Genomic DNA, 19,519 nt, shown 5'->3' with positions numbered 1-19,519 from the left:
TCTACTCAACTCAATTCTTTTAATTTTACACTTAATATTTAAAGAAAAAAACATTAGCATTATACCATACAAAACCTTAGTTGTAAGTATTTATCTATAAATTTTTAGTAACAAAATCTTTTCTTTTTAATAAAATAAAGTAGATATATAAAAAGCTTTTTCATATAAGGAGGATATTTTTTTGAGTGATAAATCACAGCAATCGCAACAATTGCAATTATATCGACCACCAAGACCTCGAAGACCAAGACCTGACAGACCAATTTATGGTCCACCTCCAGGAAGACCACCAATTGGACCAAGACCGCCAGTTGGTATAAGACCGCCTATTGATGTTAGACCACCTGTTGATGTTAGACCACCCGTGGGAGTTAGACCACCATTTACACCAACTGCAGTTGATCCAGGTGCAATGAGATTTTGCTTGTACCAATTAACAGACGTTACTCTTTTGGATGGTAGAAGAATTGTATTTTTCCCAATTTATGTTGGTTCTGTTTCAGTTGCTGGATGGGAACTGGTTGGCTACAACTGGAGATTTACTGGCATAGATTTATATGAGATTATTTCTTTTAGTTGCTATTAATTATAAAAAGTAGCAATTACGCACTACTCAAGAGTATCGACAAAGTCGGTACTCTTTTGATACTTAAGTACCCAATCTAAGTTATATCAATAGTTTTTACCTATTGACAAAATTAAATTACAAGTGTAATATATGCGTATTACACTTGTAATTTATTTTATTGATAGGAGTGGGTATTATGGGAGAAAAAATCAGTGTGAAGCAGGGTATTCCTAAAAGTAAGATTACAAAATTTATAATTGGATTAATGGCCTTTATTATTGTTTCAGCCATAGTCGTGTTAACTTTGTTCCGTAACGAACTTAGAACCATCGCATCCATAAGAAAAATTAGTGATCGACCAATCTACGAGATGACATACTATGGAGATTATGCTTTTGATAAATACTTAGAGACTGGTGCTAAAACGCCAGAAGAATTACTGGACTTTGGTAGAAAAAATCTAGCTTATGGGTTGTTTGATGTTTGGACTAATGGTTTTGATACTAGAGGTTGTGCTGCTTTTATTGCACAAACACCAGATGGTGATGTAATAATGGGTAGAAACTTTGATTATTATCCTACCATGCCAGCAGTCCTTCGAACAAACTCTAAAACTGGTCATAAATCTCTTTCAATTTTAAGTTATGCTTTTTTTGGATGGGATAATAAAACCGACGACTCAAAACTTAAATCTAAATTAATGACACTTGCAGCGCCATATGTAATTGTGGATGGCATAAATGAAAAAGGATTAGCCGTAGCTTGTCTAACATTGGCTTCTTCTCGGGCACCCGTTGATGAAGATAAAGTTTCTTTATTTGATTCAACCATACTTAGATTAATGCTTGATAAAGTTGGTACTGTGGATGAGGCCATTGACCTAATACAACAATATAATGTATCCCTTTATAATAGATCACCCTCTCACTATTTTTTTGCTGATGCAACAGGACACTCGGCGGTAGTTGAATTCTTATATGGTGAGATGAAGGTTACCTATAAACAAGGTGATTATCAAATTGTTACGAACTTTAGAATTGATAGTCATCCAAATCCAAGAAATGCTTGTAGTCGTTATAGAGGTATTGATGATTTTTTATTGGAATCAAAAGGTATTATTACTGTAGATGAGGCTTTAAATTTGCTACAAGAACAAGCAGTCCCAGGGCTTGAGGAGTGGTCTGTTGTTTATAACTTGACACAAAAAACTATGTCACTTACAGTTTATGAAGACTATGATACAGTATATTATTATGAACTAGATTAGTTGCCCATAATTAAACCAAACCATACATTATAAAGTTCCTTCCTCTTTCTTACAGACTCTAGACAAATTCATAGAAATTCCATTTATCAATTATAATATTATAAGGTAGAGTAATTACTCTACCTTATAATATTCTCTAATACTTTTTTATTGGCTAATATGGTTTTTTCCAAGTCATCATCTGAGTGTGCTGTTGATAAAAACATTCCTTCAAATTGAGCAGGTGGTAACAAAATACCTTCTTCTAACATCCCTTTAAAGTATTTGCCATATAAAGTTGTATCTGATTGAGAAGCTTTTTCATATGAATCTACTATTCCATCACTAAAAAATACTGTTAACATACTTTTTACTCTATTGACCGTTGCATTTATGCCAACAGCCTTTATATTCTCTTGAAATGCTTTTTCTAAGACAATTGCTTTATCCTCTAATTGTTGATATATCTCTTTGTTCTCTTTTAAGTATGTTAATGTATTATAGCCCATTTTCACAGCTATAGGATTGCCTGATAAAGTACCTGCTTGATACACATTTCCAAGTGGTGCAATCATTTCCATAATTTCTTTTTTACCACCATAGGCACCAACAGGTAAACCACCACCAATGATTTTACCCAAACAAGTCATATCAGGCTCTATATTATAAACTTCCTGAGCACCACCATATGCCATTCTAAAACCTGTTATCACCTCATCAAAAATAAGAAGAGTCCCTTCTTCTTTAGTAATTCTTCTAAGGGCTTCTAAAAACTCAACTTTTGGTGCTATAACGCCCATATTGCCAGGAACAGGTTCAACGATTACTGCTGCGATCTCACCTTTATTATTATTAAAAACTTCTTCTAGCTTTTCTATATTATTAAACTCAGAAACCAAAGTATCCTCTACTACTTTTTGAGGCACACCGGCACTAGTAGGAATGCCGTAAGTTAAAGTCCCAGAACCTGACTTCACTAACAAGCTATCTGAATGGCCATGATAACACCCTTCAAACTTTAAGATCTTATTCCTATTGGTATACCCTCTTGCAACACGTAAAGCACTCATAGTTGCCTCAGTCCCTGAATTAACCATTCGAACCATCTCCATAGAAGGATAAGCTTCACTAATGAGCTTTGCAATATCCACCTCTATCTCCGTAGGCAACCCATAACTTGTCCCATTATTTATAAATGCCATTATCCCCTCACTAACAATATCACTGGCATGGCCTAAAATCAAAGGTCCCCACGACCCAATATAATCCACATACACATTACCATCCACATCAAAAACCTTAGAACCCTTAGCCCTCTGAACAAAAATAGGACTCATCCCCACAGACTTAAAAGCCCTAACAGGACTATTCACCCCACCAGGTATAACCTTCTGAGCTTCCTCAAAAATTTCAATAGATCTATTCAAAAAAATTCCTCCTTCCAGCTATATAAATAACTTTCATCTTATCTTAACTATAACTATAATTTTGCATCTATTTATTTTTCTTTTTTATATTTTGCTTTTTAGCCGCTACAAATTACCAACCACAGACTCGTGAGTATTATATATAAGATTATACCGCTGAGCCACGGATGGCGTAGCTCGACCCTCATACCCAAGGATGGGTATGGGTCGATAAATCTTATATATCATACTCTCGAGTCGTCCCTAAGGCAATTTACAAAATATTTATCCATACAATTCAATCAACGCTTTCAATTCCTTAGCAAAATAACTAATAACAATACTAGCCCCACTTCTCTTAATGGCCAACAAACTCTCATAAATAGCCCTACGATCCAAATACCCACCTTCAACAGCATTATAAATCATAGCATACTCACCACTAACTTGATAAGCTGCAATTGGCAAATCAAACCGCTCTTCGGCTTTCTTAATAATATCCAAATAAAGCTGCGCAGGCTTAACCATCAAAATATCTGCACCTTCCATAACATCTAAAGCCATTTCCTTCATAGCTTCTTTACTATTCCCTATATCCATTTGATACATCTTCCTATCACCAAAAGAAGGTACTGAATGAGCAGCTTCTCTAAAAGGCCCATAAAAAGAAGAAGCATACTTAGCACTATAAGACATAATAGAAACATGCTCAAAACCACTATCATCTAAAACTTTTCGTATATGTCCAACCCTTCCATCCATCATATCAGAAGGAGCAACCATATCTGCTCCAGCTAAAGCATGACTAAGCGCAACTTGTCTCAAAATCTCCAACGTAGTCTCTCTATCAATCTGGATATTCTTATGATACACACAACAATGGCCATCATCCTTATACTGACACAAACAAACATCCGTAATAACCAACATTTCAGAATCAATCTCTTTAATCTTTCTAACAGCTCTCTGAACAATACCATCACAATCAAAAGCAGAAGAAGCCTTATGATCCTTATAACCAGGTGTACCAAAAATCAACAAAGACTTAATCCCTTTACTCTTAAACACACCAACTTCCTCATCCAACATATCTACAGACAAATGAAACTGATTCTTCATAGAAGGAATCTCACGCTTAACCCCTTCCCCCTCCACAACAAAAATAGGATAAATCACATCATCCATACTCAAAGAAGTCTCCCTAACAAGACCCCGAATCACACCATTATTCCTCAATCGAGTAGGTCTATTCATAAAACAACCTCCATAAAAACATATTTTTAGCACTATCCATTTATTTGAACTTTGTATTCTAATTAAGTTGTAACACCTACAAAGAATTCACTCGCAGACTCGGGAGTATTATATATAAGATTATACCGCGAAGCCAAGGATGGCGTAGCTCGACCCTCATACCCAAGGAGGGGTATGGGTCGATAAATCTTATATATCATACTCACGAGTCGTCCCATCCCACTCTCTATTAATTTCTAATCTCTAAATACACACTACAGAATCCACTCGCAGACTCGGGAGTATTATATATAAGATTATACCGCGAAGCCAAGGATGGCGTAGCTCGACCCTTATACCCAAGGATGGGTATGGGTCGATAAATCTTATATATCATACTCACGAGTCGTCCCATCCCACTCTATTATATAATCATCTAAAGCAATCTAAAACAGCCTTAACCAACCCATCAACATTATGCTCGGCAGCCTCCCTATAAACACTCAAGCCATAAGACCCAACTCTCTCAGAAGTAACTGGCCCAATAGAAACAACCTTCACCCCATCCAATTGGCTCAAATGCTCTCTCCCAATAAAATCAACAAAATTATCCACTGTAGACCCACTAGTAAAGCTAATACAATCCACATCACTAAAATCCTCTAATAGACTATTATCCACCAAATCCTCTTTAACCGTTTCATAAATATGAACCTCTTTCAAATAACATACCTTAGACAATGCCTCCACCATAAAAGAACGTGCATTTTTAGACCTAGGGAATAAAATACGATCACTTGGATTCAATATTTCCTCTAAAGCCTTTACTACACCCTCCCCAACATAATCTTCAGGCATTAAATCAGGAACAATTCCATATTCCTTTAAAACTCTTGAGGTCTCACTTCCAATAGCCGTTATCTTTAAATTGGAAAGTGCCCTTACATCTTTATTCTCTTTAAAAAGTGTATCAAAAAATATAGTAACAGAATTTTTACTCGTAAAAATCAAATGAGAGTATTGATAAATGTCTCTTATCTCTTCATTTAATCCACAATTATTAATGGCTTTTATTTTAATGGTAGGAATCTCTATAGTTTCTGCTCCTAATGCCTTTAATTTTTTAGCTAACCCACTGCTATCTACTCTTGCTCTAGTAACAACAACTTTCTTACCAAAAAGAGGCTTCTTCTCAAAAGTGTTAAGATACGCCCTTGCCTTTACAACATCACCAACTACTATTAAACTAGGCGCCTTAATCTTTTCCTCCTTAGCAATTTCAACAATTGAATCTATGGTCCCTACAACAGTTTTTTGATAGGGCGTTGTGGCTTTATAAATCATTGCAACAGGTGTCTTACTGTCTTTTCCATTGTTTATTAGACTGGTACAAATTCTTTCTAAATTTCCTACACCCATTAAAAACACCATAGTGCCCTGGAGTTTAGAAATGGTAGCCCAATCCAAATCATCTTCTTCATTTTTTAGATGTCCTGTAAAAACATGAAAAGAAGAGGCATATTCCCTATGTGTAATGGGCACGCCACCATAAGCAAGGCCACCAATGGCAGATGTAATACCTGGGATAACTTCAAAATCTATACCATTTTTATAAAGATGTTCCCCCTCTTCACCACCTCTACCAAAGACATAAGGGTCTCCACCTTTTAATCTTACTATAATTTTCTTATCTATCGCTTTTTCTACTATTAACTCATTAATCTCTTCTTGAGTTAATGTATGGTTTTTAGAAATCTTTCCAACATAGATTTTTTCAACATCTATCTTACAATGCTTAAGCAAATCAGGATTTGCAAGATTATCATAAATGACTATATCTGCTTCTTTTAATTTATCTAAGGCTTTTACAGTAATAAGACCTTCATCTCCAGGCCCTGCACCTACTAAATATACTTTTGACATTAGTCCTTCACCTCTTCTAATAAAGCCTTTGCTAGGGAACTTCCTATAAATGCTTTATCCTCTAGACTTCCTTTAACAACCTTCTTGCTAATCTTTTTACCATCTTCATCTCCATAGATGCCCCTCACAATAAGGTCCTCATCTTCTATTTCACAATAAGCACCTATGGGTACGTGGCAACTTCCATTCAAAGTTTTCAAAAAATCTCGCTCTACAAAAGACTGTATATTGGTTTCATAATGGGCTATAGATCGAAACAACTCTAACACTTCTGGCCTCTTTACATGCACTTGAATCCCTAAAATACCTTGCCCTGGCGAAGGAATTACAACTTCTTTATCTAAAGGTAAAATACGATAAGCTTCACAACTTTCAAACCCTAATCGGTTAATCCCTGCTGCTGCTAAAACTATACCATCAAGATTCTCTGTAAGCATTTTGTTAATTCTTGTATCAATATTGCCTCTAATATCCACTATTTTCAAATCACTTCTATACTCTAACAATTGAAACTTTCTTCTTTTACTTCCAGTACCAATAACTGCTCCTTGGGGCAAATCCTGTACCTTATTTACTAAATGTTTTGTAACAATAACATCCCTTGGATCTTCTCTAATAGGTGAAGGGGCAAAAACCAATTCCTCTGGAATTTCAGAAGGCATATCCTTCATACTATGTACAGCAAAATCAATTGATCCATCTAATAAAGCAGCCTCTATCTCCTTAACAAAAACACCCTTTCCCCCAATTTTATTTAAAGAAACATTCTGTATCCTATCACCTTTAGTCTTTATAACCTCTATATCTACAACCAAATCTCTATAATGTTCTTTAAGTTGATCAATCACCCACTGAGTTTGAGCCAAAGCCAACTTACTTCCTCGAGAACCAACGATTAATTTCATCAAAAATCTACCCTTTCTATAAACCTCACATAAACAATAACTTATTTAAGAAACTTTTCACACAAAAATAAAATCTGTACCTATTTCCTATTTCTTCATAATATATAAGTTAAATTAAAGTCGGGTTGAAGAGAAAGGCCGCCAATTTAACTTATATATTATGAAGAAATTCTCTACTTCAAACTCCTTCAAACATCTTCTTAGCAAAAATCCTCAACTCTTCCACACTAAAATTAACCATCTCATTCAATATAAACTTCTTCTCATTTTCAGGAATTTCCTCTGAAAGCAGCATTTCCTCTCGTATCTGTCCTAATAAATCTACCTTCTCTTCATAAGATTCATCATAAACACATTTTAAATCTCTCACAATACGCTTACTCAAAGAAGGACTCTTCCCATTGGTACTAACAGAAATACTCAAATCTCCTCTATTAAAACTAGCAGGCAAGATGAAATCAGACGCTCCTCCACTCACAACACTACATAAAATACCTAACTCTAAAGCATCCCTATAAATCTCATTGTTCAAATCCTTATTATCTGTTGCCGCAATGACCATATAATTATTCTGCAAATACCCTTTATTATAATGGTCTTTAATAAATTCTATATTCTCTAATTTTAAAAATTCCTTAGTAAAAAAATAACTTACAACCTTTAGATGACACTCACACGCTAATAACTTTTTTGCTTTATGAAAAGCAACATTTCCTGCACCAATAATCAAAACATTTTTATCTTTTATATTTAACATGATAGGAAAATACATTTTATCACCTTCTATACATCATATAATTTATGGAGCATTTCTTTGTATGCCTTTATTTCATCCTCTTCCTTTAATGATTTTAATGCCTTTATAGGCGTTCTTACCATTCTTTTTAAGGAAGAATTGATTAGTTTTTCTAAAAACACCGTCTCACGTCTATTTAATGCCATCTTCTTACTAATAATATCAAGGGTATCCCTTGCAACTTCCTCTCTTAGAGACTGTAGCGATTGAATAATTGGATCTACCTTAGCAACATTAATCCAAAGACTTGTTTTTTCTACTTCTTCTTGTAATTGAATTTTTATTTCTTCCCCTATTTTTTCTCTTAAAGCCATATTGACCTGTGCAATATCTTTTAAATGATCCACATTAAAAACCTGAACATTCTTTAATTCGCTTAGCCTTGGATCAATATCCCTTGGCATAGCCATATCCATTATCAATTGTTCTTTTTCAACATTAGGATACCTATCCTTTTTATAGATAATATGTGGCGCTCTTGTCGCCGAAAAAATAATATCAACATCATTTACAATTGTGTATCTTTCTTCATATAAAATCCAATCCACATCATTAAAAATATCATCCATATCATCTTTTTTACATCTTGACTTACTTCTAGAACAAACTACAATATCCTTAACCCCTTCTGCTTTTAAATGTTTAAGAACTAATGCACCCATTTCTCCTGTACCGATCACTAAAACCTTTTGATTTTTTAAATCTTTAACTCTATCCTTGACAAACTTTACGCTTATATAAGGGATAGAAAGAGGATTTTCAGATATTCTATAGTTGCTTTTCATTTTTTTAGCAAAGGTCATGGCTTCTCTAAACACTTTATTTAAAAACTTTTTACTTGAACCGATTTCCATAGCAAACTCTAATGCATTTTTAACCTGTCCAAGAATTTGATCTTCTCCTATAACAACTGAATCTAATCCGATTGCTACTTTATAAATATGCTCTATGGCTTGTTCATTTTTATTCATGGTTAAATACAATGCCAACTCTTTTACTTTAAAATAATCTATTAGAAAATTTTTCACTTCAATTAAAGCTTCATCCATATTACTAGAAGCAATATATACCTCACTTCTATTGCAAGTAGATAAAATAACCACTTCTTCAATGGATAGCTCTAATAATTTATCTATGGCCTCAATTTTCTTTTTATCTGTAAAAACTGCTATTTCTCTTATCTCCACAGGTGCTTTTTTATGATTGATTGAAATGACGCCTACCTGCATTCTTATTCCTCCATTTGTTTTTTAACGACTTCTTCTATATTTTTTAAATATATTTGTTGAAAAACATGGTACTCCAAAATACTTTTATCCACAAAGGTTACATCAAAACCCTCTTTTATCAACATATTTTTAACAGAATCCTCTTTTTCCCCACCAATATCTTCTAACATATGTTTGCCGACTGTAATCATCAGTGGAAAAATTTTAACCCCTTTTACTTTTTGATTCTTAATTTTTTTGATTGCTTTTTCTATAGTTAAATTACCCATCAGATTACCCACAACAAATGATGAGGTTCTGTTGTTTAAATATTTTTGTAAGAAGGTGTATTGGCTATCACTAATATGATAACTCCCATGACCCACTAATAAAATCATTTCTTCTTCTTCTCTGGAAATAACTTTGGTTATAGCATCAGCAACCCCTTCATAACTATCTGTGTCGGACAGCAGTGATTTACTAATTTTAACTATTTCATTATCCCCATTATTATGCTTTCTTGCCAATTCTTGTATTTTTTCATTCTCAGAACCTGCAATAATATTAAGAGGTTGTATAATAATTTCTTCATAACCATCCCTTATAGCCTTTGCCACAATCTGCTCCGGTAGATAAAATTCAATGCCTTCATTTTTTTTGATAGTATCGATGACTCTTTGAGAGGTAAAACCTTGAACCACCTCATAATTTGGATGATTTTTAGAAATCAACTCTAAAAATATATCTAGACTCTGTTGTCTTTTTAATTTTGAAACTGAGCCAAAGCTTACTATTACAATTAATTTTTTAATACTAATCACCCCTATTATTTATATACTCCCATTTATAATTATTATAACAAAGGGTTTAGGTAAAATATAGTAAAAAACTCGGAAAACTTCCGAGTTTTTAGATATTTAAATTTCAATTAGATTATGCCCTTATCTACCCTCTTATAAGCTCAATTAAAGAAAGGGCTTTTTTATCTGCATTAAACTCTGCATCTTCAATAAATAGTGAAAAAACAGGGTAATCAGATTTCTCATAATAGAAGTTTTCATCTCCATCTTCATAAATGCCACCTGGATTTCTTTTTTTACATACATCTTCAGTTGCCTCTATAAAGACTTCTCTATACACTGATTCCCCGATAATTTCTTTAGCAAATTCTCTATCTTTTCTATATCTACTTACAGAAGAAACAATAACAATTGTACCGCTGTCTGCAAACAATCTTGCCACTTCGGCAATTCTTCTTGTTTGCTCATGAGCATCTTTTGCAGAAAACTCTAAGTCTGAACTAAGACCAAATCTTAAATTAGTAGAATCTAGGTAATACACTTTTTTACCAAAATCAAATAGTTTTTTCTCAAGTTTTATAGCTATTTCATTCTTACCACTACCTGATAAGCCTGTTAACCATATCACTCTACCTTTTTGACCATATGATTTTTCTCTATCTTTTGTAGAAACCAGTCTTTTTCTAGGTGCAATATTGGTACTATTGGTTACCAACTCTCTGTTTTTTAGAGAATCTTCAATTCCAGAAATAATACCTCCACCACTTACGTCAAAACCATCAACAATAACAAATCTACCAGTGGTTTGTAAATTAGCAAATTCGTCAAAACAAATCATTTCTTTTGTTCTAATGGTTACTTCTGCTACATCATTCTTCTTAATACCTTCAGCAAAATCACCTTGAGCTAAAGTTGATGCATCAATTATTTTATTAATGGTAATTACTTCACACTCAACTTCTTTTGTAGAAAGTTTTAACTTATACTTTTTATTCTTAACAAGATTGGTTTTACCCATCCAAAAAACATTGGCATTGAAAATATTACTTTTAATAGGAGCATCCTCTATATGAGAAATAATCTCTCCTCTTTTGTTGAAGAATTCATCTTCTACAATAATACCCACACTCATACCAGCAGACGCTTCATTTCTTTGATCTTTATCCGACCAATAAGCAATGGATTTAATTTTTGTGGTTTTATTAGATGGGGATATTAAAATTTCATCCCCCACATTTAAAGTTCCTGATTCAATTCTACCTGCAATAATTCTACGATCGTCAAATTTGTACACATCTTGAATAGGGAACCTAAGTGGCTTTTTCTCTAAATCTTTGTCTTTTGGAATGGTATCCATTATCTCAATAATACTACCACTTCTATTCCAAGGCATTTTTTTAGATTTCTTCACTATGTTTTCACCAAAATAAGCTGAAATAGGAATATAATCTATTGGATAGATATTAAGATTGTTTAAAAACTCATTAAAATCTGTCTTAATTTGATTCAATCTATCTTCTGAGTAATCCACTAAGTCCATTTTATTTACAATAACATAAACTTTTTTAATACCAAGAAGAGATAAGATATAACCATGTCTTCTTGATTGTTCCTGTATCCCTTCATTAGCATCCACCAATAAAAAAGCTGCTTCAGCATTGGCTGCTCCAGAAATCATATTTTTAAGAAACTCTTTATGTCCTGGTGCATCAATGATGACATAATCTCTTTTCTCTGTAGAAAACTGAAGTTGTGTTGTATCTATCGTAATTCCTTGTTCTTGCTCTTCTTCAAAAGCATCAAGTAAGTAAGCATACTCAAATGCTTTACCTTTTTCCTTTGCTAATTGCTTAACTTTATCAATTGCTCCCTCTGGCAAAGAATCTGTATCAAACAATAACCTACCAATAAGGGTGGACTTACCATGGTCTACGTGACCTACTACTACTATATTTAAAGTTTCTCTAGAATTCTCCATACCTTTCACCTCCAATTACATATATCCATCTTTTCTTAGTTTTTGCATTGCATGTGCCATCTCTTGATCCTGTGCTCTACCAGATCTTTCAGATTGCTTTGTATTTTTAAGTTCTTCAATAATCTCATCAATATTAGAAGCCGTTGACTCAATAGGAGTGGTACAAGGGGCACACCCAAGACTTCTATATCTCTTACCATCTTTAGCAAAATACAAATCTACTAAAGGAATATTCTCTCTTTTAATGTACTCCCAAATATCAAGCTCGTTCCAATGAAGAATTGGATGCACACGAATATGATTCCCTTTCTTAAAATCCGTTTTAAATTGATCCCATAACTCAGGTGGCTGATCCGTATAATCCCACTCAGACTCCGAATTTCTCTCACTAAAAATTCTCTCTTTAGAACGAGAACCCTCTTCATCACGTCGAATACCAAGAATCAAACCTTCAAACTCATACTTCTTAGTAACCTGGGTCAACCCTTCAGTCTTTAGAGCCTTACAGCAAACCATACGCCCATGCTCTGGCCCCATACCATTAGCCAAAGCTTCCTCATTACTATGAACAATCAAATCCAAATTGTACTCCTTAGCAGTCCTATCCCTAAACTCAATCATCTCAGGAATCTTATACTTAGTGTCCACATGAATAAAAGGAAATGGACAATGGCCAAAAAACGCCTTCTTAGCCAACCACAACAAAACGGTAGAATCCTTCCCCACAGACCACAACATCCCCAACTTCCCAAAATGCTTATACGCCTCACGAAGAATAAAAATACTCTGTGCTTCCAAATGATCTAAATGATCCATAACATAACCTCCCAAAAAATTAATATATTTTATATATTAAAGAGAATAATCTCTTATAAACTCAAAATGTTGCATCCAACTTTTTCCACAGATAACCCTAGTGTTTTAGAGCAAAGCGATTAAAACTTCCCCTAAAAACCCACAATTTCAGCCTGTTGATACCACGATCACAGTATGTGAGTGGCTTATGTGAATAAAGTGACTCTTAATTATTTTTATAGAAACCCTTAGTGAGTGAAGGTAGCTATTTCGTTAAGAACCTTAAATGTCTGACCGAAGGGAGTTTTTAAGGTTCAGAAATAACTACTGCAACGAACTTAGTTTTTCTAAAAATAATTAACGGAACTTTATTGGCATAAGCCACTCACACACGGACCCATCCTACGAATAAAACAACCACTTAATACCGATTAGCATCCTCCTTATAAGTCCTAACAACCTTCACCTCCCCACAACGATCAACCAACTTCCACTGAAGAAACTCCTTATAATCACAAACTTCCAAATGCCCCCCATTACCACCAATATCCAACCCCAAATAAAACTCAATAGCCCCCGTAGGACATTCCTTAATACACCCAGTACACCCCCAACAATCCCGAGGACACTTAATATCCGCCTTACCATCCCTATCGCCACTTATCAAATTACCAGGACAAACGCTAAAACACCTACCACAAGAAACACATTTATCTTTGTTAATACTTATGCTCATAAATATCATCCCTTCCAATAAGCTCTCTATAAAAAACATTTACCTTTCCCTCTTTATAGATGGAATTTACATACTTTAAAAAATGATTGTCATCTTTATCAGGATAATCTTTATTCTCTTGATAACATCGCCATCTTGTTTCCTTACGGGCCTCTAAATGCTGAATTAAAACTTTAGCAACAAACAATCGATCAATGACATCCCAAATCTTACCAAGGTCATTAGAATCGTTAGCACTTAATGAATCACTCAATTCAATTAACTCATCAATTCTTTTGGATGCAATCTTTAACTTATCACTGCTATATCCATACCCTTGAGAAATGCCACCAGCATACTCATCCATTACTTTTTGCATGGCCTCTTCGATCTCTTCATATGTATAACTTCCTTCTTTATTTGAATAAAATTTATGGATGTATGCCACATCTTTTTCATCAAGGTGAATATCACTTATCTCTTTATTCTGAATCTCCCTAATGATAGATTGGGCAGCAATTTCCCCTTCAACAAAACAACCCGTTACATATTTCTTAGGACTTCCACCAGCCACATCACCAGCAGCATATAACCCTTTAAGAGTTGTTTTCCTGTTATTATCAATCCAATAACCACTAGCAGTATGGCCACCAACGATATAAGGCTCCGTCCCTTCAATCTCAACATTTTCACTACTTGGGCCAGTATGATTCTCTGCCCACTTCAAGGCCTGTGCCGGCGCCATATTAAGATAAGCTTTAAACAATTCTTTTTCTTGATCTTCCGTTACACCAACTGTTTTAAGATAACAAGGCCCTCTACCTTCCATATTCTCTCTAACTGTTGCATACAATCTCATATAAGTAGTTGCTTTACCGTATTTGCTCACATATGCTTCGCCTTTGCTATTTACTTGCTCTGCTTTAACACCTTGAGCAATAGTCCCAGTTGGTGCAATGGTGTCCTTACACCTTAGAGCAATAAAACGCATCTCAAAACCTGTCATCTCTGCTCCTGCCCTAATACCCATACCATAACCCGCACCTGTATTAAAAGGACTATACCACATCTTATGTCTTGAAAACTGTGGATTATTAGGTTTGTAAATCCCAGCAGCTCCGCCAGTAGCACAAACTACAGCCTTAGCAAAAATCTCATACAATTTATTATCAGCCAAAGAAAAACCAATAGCCCCTATGACTTCATCATTAGCAAGAATATAATCAACGATTTGAACCCTTTCTAAAATAGAAATACGCTCTTTACTTGTAACAGCCTCAGCAAGGATCGGCTTTATATTCTCACCATTAATCTTAATACTCCTTTTACCTCTACCAACATACTCACCCTTCTCATCTTTTAAAATGGTCAAACCAAGACTCTCGATCTTTCTAGTCACACGATTCAAACCTTTAGCAATAGAAAAAACCAAATCCTCTCTAACAATCCCTTCAGAATCCTTCTTAACATAATCAACAAAAGACGCCTCTGTCTCTCCCTTACCAATATAAGCATTAATAGCATTCACCCCAGCTGCCAAACAACCGCTGCGCTTAACAAAAGCCTTCTCAGCAATCAAAACCTCAAAAGAAGAATGTTCAGCAACAGTCAAAGCACAAAAACACCCAGCAGTACCACCACCAATAACAAGGACATCCGTATCCAATCGAACCCTTTCCAAAAAAATCACCTCACAAATTATAATTACACTTTTATAAACATATCGGAAAACTAGGTTTTTATCTAAAAAAATATAAAGTACTACATAAAATTTATTAAGAACCGTCCCTAATAATAAATATCTTGTTCTTGCTTTTTAAAAACTTCAAATCTGCCAAGAAACAGAATCTTTATTATATAAACAGCGCAATAGCGGAGCCAAGGATGGCGAAGCAAAACCCTTACAAACAAGGATGTTTGTGGGTTTTTAAGCGTTTATATAATCAAGATTATGTTGGACATCAACCAAAGTCCAAGACAATAAATCTACCAAAGTCTTGAATTTAGGAGTAAATTATGAAGAACCGTCCCTAAAGATTGCTAATGATTCTTAACAAACTATCTACAGCCTCTTCAACAGAAACCTCATCAGACTTAATCTCAACCTCACAGTCAAGTGGCACTTCATAAGGGGAATCCACCCCAGTAAAATTCCTAATCTCCCCATTCTTAACCTTCTCATACAACCCCTTAGGATCACGAGACGCACAAACTTCAATAGGACAATTCACAAAAACCTCTACAAAACGATCTCCTAATTCTCTTCTAATACTATCCCTATCTTCTCTAAAAGGGGCAATAAAAGAAGCAATGGTAATCACACCAGCATCAACAAATAACTTAGCAACCTCTTTAATTCTTCTGATATTCTCTTTCCTATCCTCTTCACTAAAACCTAAATCACCATTAAGACCATGTCTTACATTATCACCATCTAGCAAATAAGTCAGTTTGCCTAACTCCCAAAGCTTCTGTTCTAATGCAGTCGCAATAGTAGATTTTCCAGAACCTGACAATCCAGTAAACCATAAAAGAACACCTTTTTGACCAAGTAATTTTTCTCTATCTTGTTTTGTAATATTTGTCTTATGCCAAACAATATTCGTAGACTTATTATCCAATATTATCCCTCCTAATATAATCCTAATAAAGGCCAATAGAACAATGCAAAAAGCAAGAAAATCCCTATGGAAATCATATTTAATACAAATCCAGTTTTCATAGAGTCATTAGGTTTTATAAACCCTGATGAATATGCTATGGCATTGGGCGGTGAACCCATTGGCATCATAAATGCGAGACCTGCTGGTATTGCAACAATATACACAGCCAACTTTGGATCAAACCCTAATCTTAATGCCATTTCTAGTATAACTGGCAAAAGCATTACGACAACTGCTGCATTAGAAATGCCCTCTGTTAAAAACAAACTGATGACAAAGGTTACAATAATAAACCCTGCCAATGTAATGTTCATTGTCAACAAATATTCTTCTGATAAATAGGTAAGCAAACCAGTATCCACCAATGCCCTACCTAAAGCAATAGCACCACCATACATAAATATGGCACCCCAGTTTATCTGATCTTTTGCATCTTCCCAGCCCATAACATTTAGTACAAAGAAAAGGGCTGCACTGATTAAGGCAATATTAGCAATACCAAACCGATTGCTTTGAAAAACCCACATATAAATGGTTAAAATCAGTATGACAAAGGCTTTAATCTCATTAAACTTTATTTTTCCTAGTCGACTGGTATCTTCACTTAATAACTCTTGAATTAAATGGGTATCTTTTTGAGATAACTTTACTTTATACTTTAGATATATAGTCACAACAGCCATTATGCCATAAACAGGTGGCGCTGTTGTAATAAACCAATCCATAAAACTAATATTAAGCCCTGTTGCCTCATTAAGAATCCCTATTGCCAATGCATTTCTAGCACCACCTAAAAGTGTAACAACACCGCCAATAATACTTCCCCAAGCCAATGCAAAAAACATATATCTTCCTAAAATAGAACCTGGTTCTAATTTTAATTTATCTGCTACTGCAACAAGTATAGGAAATAACAATGCTGCAACGGCATGTGCAGGCATAAAGTGAGCTAACCCTGCCCCTAAGAAAAATATTGTTAGCACTAACTTACTAGGGCTATGACCAAACTTAGAAAGCACAAAATAGGATATTCTAATGTTTAACCCTGACGTTGATATCCCTGCTGATATTATGAATGCCCCTATTATAAAAAACAATGCTTCATTACCAAAAAAAGAATATATTCTACCACCTTCTAAAACATTATAGGTGGCTAGTAATCCCATAACGCCTAAACTGGTAATGGCCAAGGGTATAATATTAGTAACCCATAAAAATATAGCCAATATAAAAATAACCATTGTTTTATAGCCTTCTATAGATAATCCTTCAGGTATTCTATCCGATGATATAAACACAAAAAACATAATAAATGAAGTTAACAGCATTAATGCATTTTTATATTCTAAAAACAGTAAAACCCAAAGAGGCCTTTTATCAATATAAACCGATTTCATATTTCAACCCCTTTACAGACCACTAGAATTAAAAGACTCTTCAACTTGTTTAACCATTAACTTTTGCCTTAAATTAATCCCCTCTAAAATCATCTTCATCTTAATTTTATCTGCAAGATTATAAACTATTTCTTCTTGATAAACAGGTATATATTTTAATAATTCTTTAGATAATAATTTTTTAAAATCTTTATTCTTAAGTATGTATTCAATAGATTCTGAACTTTTATCTTGTAAAAATGGGATGATTTTATTCTTTAGCAGTAAGTCTAAAGTTTCTTTATCACTATTTGCTTCACATAAAACCAGCCCATTTGGAAAAATCTTTGTAGCATAAACCATCTTATCTAATTCATCTTTTGAATAAACTCTTTTAGTCTCACTAAAATAAATACCATGTATACCATAGGAAAAATACTCTTCTACTTTTTTTGTATCTTGGGGAATTCTTGTTTTTAATATTAAGAAAACATCATAGAAGGACTTTATTCCTTCGATCATACACCTACAAATATTATGGTCCTTTTGATCTTCAAACTCTAAAATAACAAATTTATGATATTTTTTTATAATCTCATTTTCAATTTTATCGATGATTTTGTCTTGAGGGGTATTGTTAGGTATATAAATTGACTTCATAACGATCCCTCCTAAATCTTATCTAATGCTTGCTGTACATCTTCTATGATATCTTCTATATCTTCTATACCAACAGATATTCTAACTAGATCTTCATAAACACCCATTTGCTCTTTTTCTTCCGTTGTATTTTGAGCACAAATAGTAGATGCTGGATGTATAATCAAACTCTTGGTATCCCCAATATTAGCCAAGTTACTCATAATATTAAGTTGATCTATAAAACTATAAGCTTTTTCTTTAGATCCAAAGCGAACTGTTAAAATACCCCCACACTCATTGCCATAATATTTACTTGCTAATGTATAATAAGGACTCTCTTTAAGACCTGGGTAATTGACCTCTGTTACCTTTGGACTCGCTGATAAATATTCCGCCAACTGAAGGGCATTCTTACAGTGCTCTCTCATTCTTAGCTTTAATGTTTCTATCCCTGTAAGATTCAAATTAGCATTCATAGGTGCCATACTTGTTCCTAAATCTTTTCCTAATTCATTTCTTAACTTAGCTGTAAAAGCAAACTTTCTAAATCTCTTAGCATACATTTCAAAATTTGTATACTTGCTATTCATGTATTTAACGCTACCACCATCAACAATAATACCACCAATGGCATTAGATGTTCCGTTAATGTACTTAGAGGTTGAATGTATAACAATATCCGCACCTAACTCAATAGGCTTAATCAGATAAGGTGTGGTCACTGTAGAATCTACAATAAAAACAACTTCCTTCTCACTACAGACTCTAGACACTGTTTCAATATCCAAAACATCTAACTTAGGATTACCTATAGTCTCAGCAAAAACAACTTTTGTCTTTTCTGTAATCTCACTTGTTAAAGTCTTGTCATTTAACTCATCTAAAAACTTCACTTTAATATTTTGCTGTTGCAAATTCTTAAGCAAATTGTAAGTACCACCAAAAACACCTGAAGCTGCAATAATTTCATCCCCTGGCAAAAGAATATTCATAAGGGCTAAGTAAATCGCTGACATACCAGAAGCGGTAGCAATGGCCGCTATACCACCTTCCACAGCCAACATTCTTTTCTCAAAAGCATCTACACTAGGATTAGAAATACGAGTATAAACATACCCCATATCCCTACCAGAAAAAATATCCGCCAACTCCTTAGCCGTCTTATGTGCATATGAATTAGACAAATAAATAGGCACATTAGTAGCCCCAGTCTCTCTATCATCTGCTCTATTACCATGAATTAAATTCGTTTGAAAACGCATATA

General features: G+C 34.2%; 17 protein-coding genes. 2 read left to right on the top strand and 15 right to left on the bottom strand.

Annotation, left to right across the window (positions count from 1 at the left end):
• The first annotated feature begins 181 nt into the window (after positions 1-181).
• The gene (locus EDC18_RS09365) at positions 182-586 is read left to right on the top strand and encodes a transporter (RefSeq protein WP_132252503.1); all 405 of its coding nucleotides are present in this window, start codon (positions 182-184) and stop codon (positions 584-586) included.
• Positions 587-764: 178 nt separating this feature from the next.
• Positions 765-1,835 (top strand): linear amide C-N hydrolase, encoded by a 1,071-nt coding sequence (locus EDC18_RS09360; RefSeq protein ID WP_132252501.1) that lies wholly within the window; start codon positions 765-767, stop codon positions 1,833-1,835.
• Positions 1,836-1,954: 119 nt separating this feature from the next.
• On the opposite strand, the gene hemL is transcribed toward EDC18_RS09360, so the two are convergent.
• The 15 genes from hemL to EDC18_RS09285 form a co-directional block, all read right to left on the bottom strand.
• Entirely contained in the window at positions 1,955-3,241 is a 1,287-nt protein-coding gene (gene hemL, locus EDC18_RS09355) for a glutamate-1-semialdehyde 2,1-aminomutase (RefSeq protein WP_371829317.1), read from the bottom strand.
• Between the two features lie 264 nt (positions 3,242-3,505).
• Positions 3,506-4,474, bottom strand: a complete 969-nt coding sequence (hemB, locus tag EDC18_RS09350; RefSeq protein WP_132252498.1) for a porphobilinogen synthase — start codon at positions 4,472-4,474, stop codon at positions 3,506-3,508.
• Positions 4,475-4,885: 411 nt separating this feature from the next.
• Positions 4,886-6,376 carry a uroporphyrinogen-III C-methyltransferase gene (gene cobA / locus EDC18_RS09345; protein WP_132252496.1) on the bottom strand — a complete coding sequence of 497 codons (1,491 nt, stop codon included), beginning with the start codon at positions 6,374-6,376 and terminating at the stop codon, positions 4,886-4,888.
• On the bottom strand, positions 6,376-7,281 hold the full coding sequence (hemC, locus tag EDC18_RS09340) for a hydroxymethylbilane synthase (RefSeq protein WP_132252494.1): 906 nt from the start codon (positions 7,279-7,281) through the stop codon (positions 6,376-6,378). The genes cobA and hemC overlap by 1 nt, the downstream gene beginning before the upstream one ends.
• 178 nt (positions 7,282-7,459) lie before the next feature.
• A complete protein-coding gene (locus EDC18_RS09335) occupies positions 7,460-8,053 on the bottom strand; it encodes a precorrin-2 dehydrogenase/sirohydrochlorin ferrochelatase family protein (protein WP_132252493.1) in 594 nt (197 codons plus the stop codon).
• An 11-nt stretch (positions 8,054-8,064) separates the two neighbouring features.
• Entirely contained in the window at positions 8,065-9,306 is a 1,242-nt protein-coding gene (gene hemA / locus EDC18_RS09330) for a glutamyl-tRNA reductase (protein WP_132252491.1), read from the bottom strand.
• Between the two features lie 2 nt (positions 9,307-9,308).
• Entirely contained in the window at positions 9,309-10,106 is a 798-nt protein-coding gene (locus tag EDC18_RS09325) for a sirohydrochlorin cobaltochelatase (RefSeq protein ID WP_165878535.1), read from the bottom strand.
• A 124-nt stretch (positions 10,107-10,230) separates the two neighbouring features.
• Positions 10,231-12,063, bottom strand: coding sequence for an adenylyl-sulfate kinase (gene cysC, locus EDC18_RS09320; protein WP_132252487.1), 1,833 nt, complete (start codon positions 12,061-12,063; stop codon positions 10,231-10,233).
• 15 nt (positions 12,064-12,078) lie between these two features.
• Positions 12,079-12,879 (bottom strand): sulfate adenylyltransferase subunit CysD, encoded by an 801-nt coding sequence (gene cysD, locus EDC18_RS09315; RefSeq protein WP_132252485.1) that lies wholly within the window; start codon positions 12,877-12,879, stop codon positions 12,079-12,081.
• Between the two features lie 400 nt (positions 12,880-13,279).
• Complete coding sequence (locus EDC18_RS09310) at positions 13,280-13,594, bottom strand: 4Fe-4S dicluster domain-containing protein (protein ID WP_132252483.1); 315 nt, start codon at positions 13,592-13,594, stop codon at positions 13,280-13,282.
• Complete coding sequence (locus EDC18_RS09305) at positions 13,578-15,254, bottom strand: adenylyl-sulfate reductase subunit alpha (protein WP_207669191.1); 1,677 nt, start codon at positions 15,252-15,254, stop codon at positions 13,578-13,580. Before EDC18_RS09305 ends, EDC18_RS09310 begins: the two co-directional genes overlap by 17 nt.
• Before the next feature lie 349 nt (positions 15,255-15,603).
• Positions 15,604-16,194, bottom strand: a complete 591-nt coding sequence (gene cysC, locus EDC18_RS09300; protein WP_132252481.1) for an adenylyl-sulfate kinase — start codon at positions 16,192-16,194, stop codon at positions 15,604-15,606.
• 11 nt (positions 16,195-16,205) lie between these two features.
• Positions 16,206-17,633, bottom strand: coding sequence for an SLC13 family permease (locus EDC18_RS09295; protein WP_132252480.1), 1,428 nt, complete (start codon positions 17,631-17,633; stop codon positions 16,206-16,208).
• Between the two features lie 12 nt (positions 17,634-17,645).
• The gene (locus EDC18_RS09290) at positions 17,646-18,272 is read right to left on the bottom strand and encodes a hypothetical protein (RefSeq protein ID WP_132252478.1); all 627 of its coding nucleotides are present in this window, start codon (positions 18,270-18,272) and stop codon (positions 17,646-17,648) included.
• 11 nt (positions 18,273-18,283) lie between these two features.
• The gene (locus EDC18_RS09285; RefSeq protein WP_132252476.1) at positions 18,284-19,516 is read right to left on the bottom strand and encodes an O-acetylhomoserine aminocarboxypropyltransferase/cysteine synthase family protein; all 1,233 of its coding nucleotides are present in this window, start codon (positions 19,514-19,516) and stop codon (positions 18,284-18,286) included.
• Positions 19,517-19,519: the final 3 nt, after the last annotated feature.

The organism is Natranaerovirga pectinivora, assembly GCF_004342165.1.
GTDB lineage: Bacteria > Bacillota > Clostridia > Lachnospirales > DSM-24629 > Natranaerovirga > Natranaerovirga pectinivora.
This window is presented reverse-complemented; position numbering and strand designations above follow the sequence as displayed.

Coding starts and splice junctions, on each gene's coding strand:
- cobA (WP_132252496.1), bottom strand. CDS start 6,376: ATGTCAAAAGTATATTTAGTAGGTGCAGGGCCTGGAGATGAAGGTCTT.
- EDC18_RS09310 (WP_132252483.1), bottom strand. CDS start 13,594: ATGAGCATAAGTATTAACAAAGATAAATGTGTTTCTTGTGGTAGGTGT.
- hemA (WP_132252491.1), bottom strand. CDS start 9,306: ATGCAGGTAGGCGTCATTTCAATCAATCATAAAAAAGCACCTGTGGAG.
- cysC (WP_132252487.1), bottom strand. CDS start 12,063: ATGGAGAATTCTAGAGAAACTTTAAATATAGTAGTAGTAGGTCACGTA.
- EDC18_RS09335 (WP_132252493.1), bottom strand. CDS start 8,053: ATGTATTTTCCTATCATGTTAAATATAAAAGATAAAAATGTTTTGATT.
- EDC18_RS09285 (WP_132252476.1), bottom strand. CDS start 19,516: ATGCGTTTTCAAACGAATTTAATTCATGGTAATAGAGCAGATGATAGA.
- EDC18_RS09295 (WP_132252480.1), bottom strand. CDS start 17,633: ATGAAATCGGTTTATATTGATAAAAGGCCTCTTTGGGTTTTACTGTTT.
- hemC (WP_132252494.1), bottom strand. CDS start 7,281: ATGAAATTAATCGTTGGTTCTCGAGGAAGTAAGTTGGCTTTGGCTCAA.
- EDC18_RS09360 (WP_132252501.1), top strand. CDS start 765: ATGGGAGAAAAAATCAGTGTGAAGCAGGGTATTCCTAAAAGTAAGATT.
- cysD (WP_132252485.1), bottom strand. CDS start 12,879: ATGGATCATTTAGATCATTTGGAAGCACAGAGTATTTTTATTCTTCGT.
- hemB (WP_132252498.1), bottom strand. CDS start 4,474: ATGAATAGACCTACTCGATTGAGGAATAATGGTGTGATTCGGGGTCTT.
- EDC18_RS09290 (WP_132252478.1), bottom strand. CDS start 18,272: ATGAAGTCAATTTATATACCTAACAATACCCCTCAAGACAAAATCATC.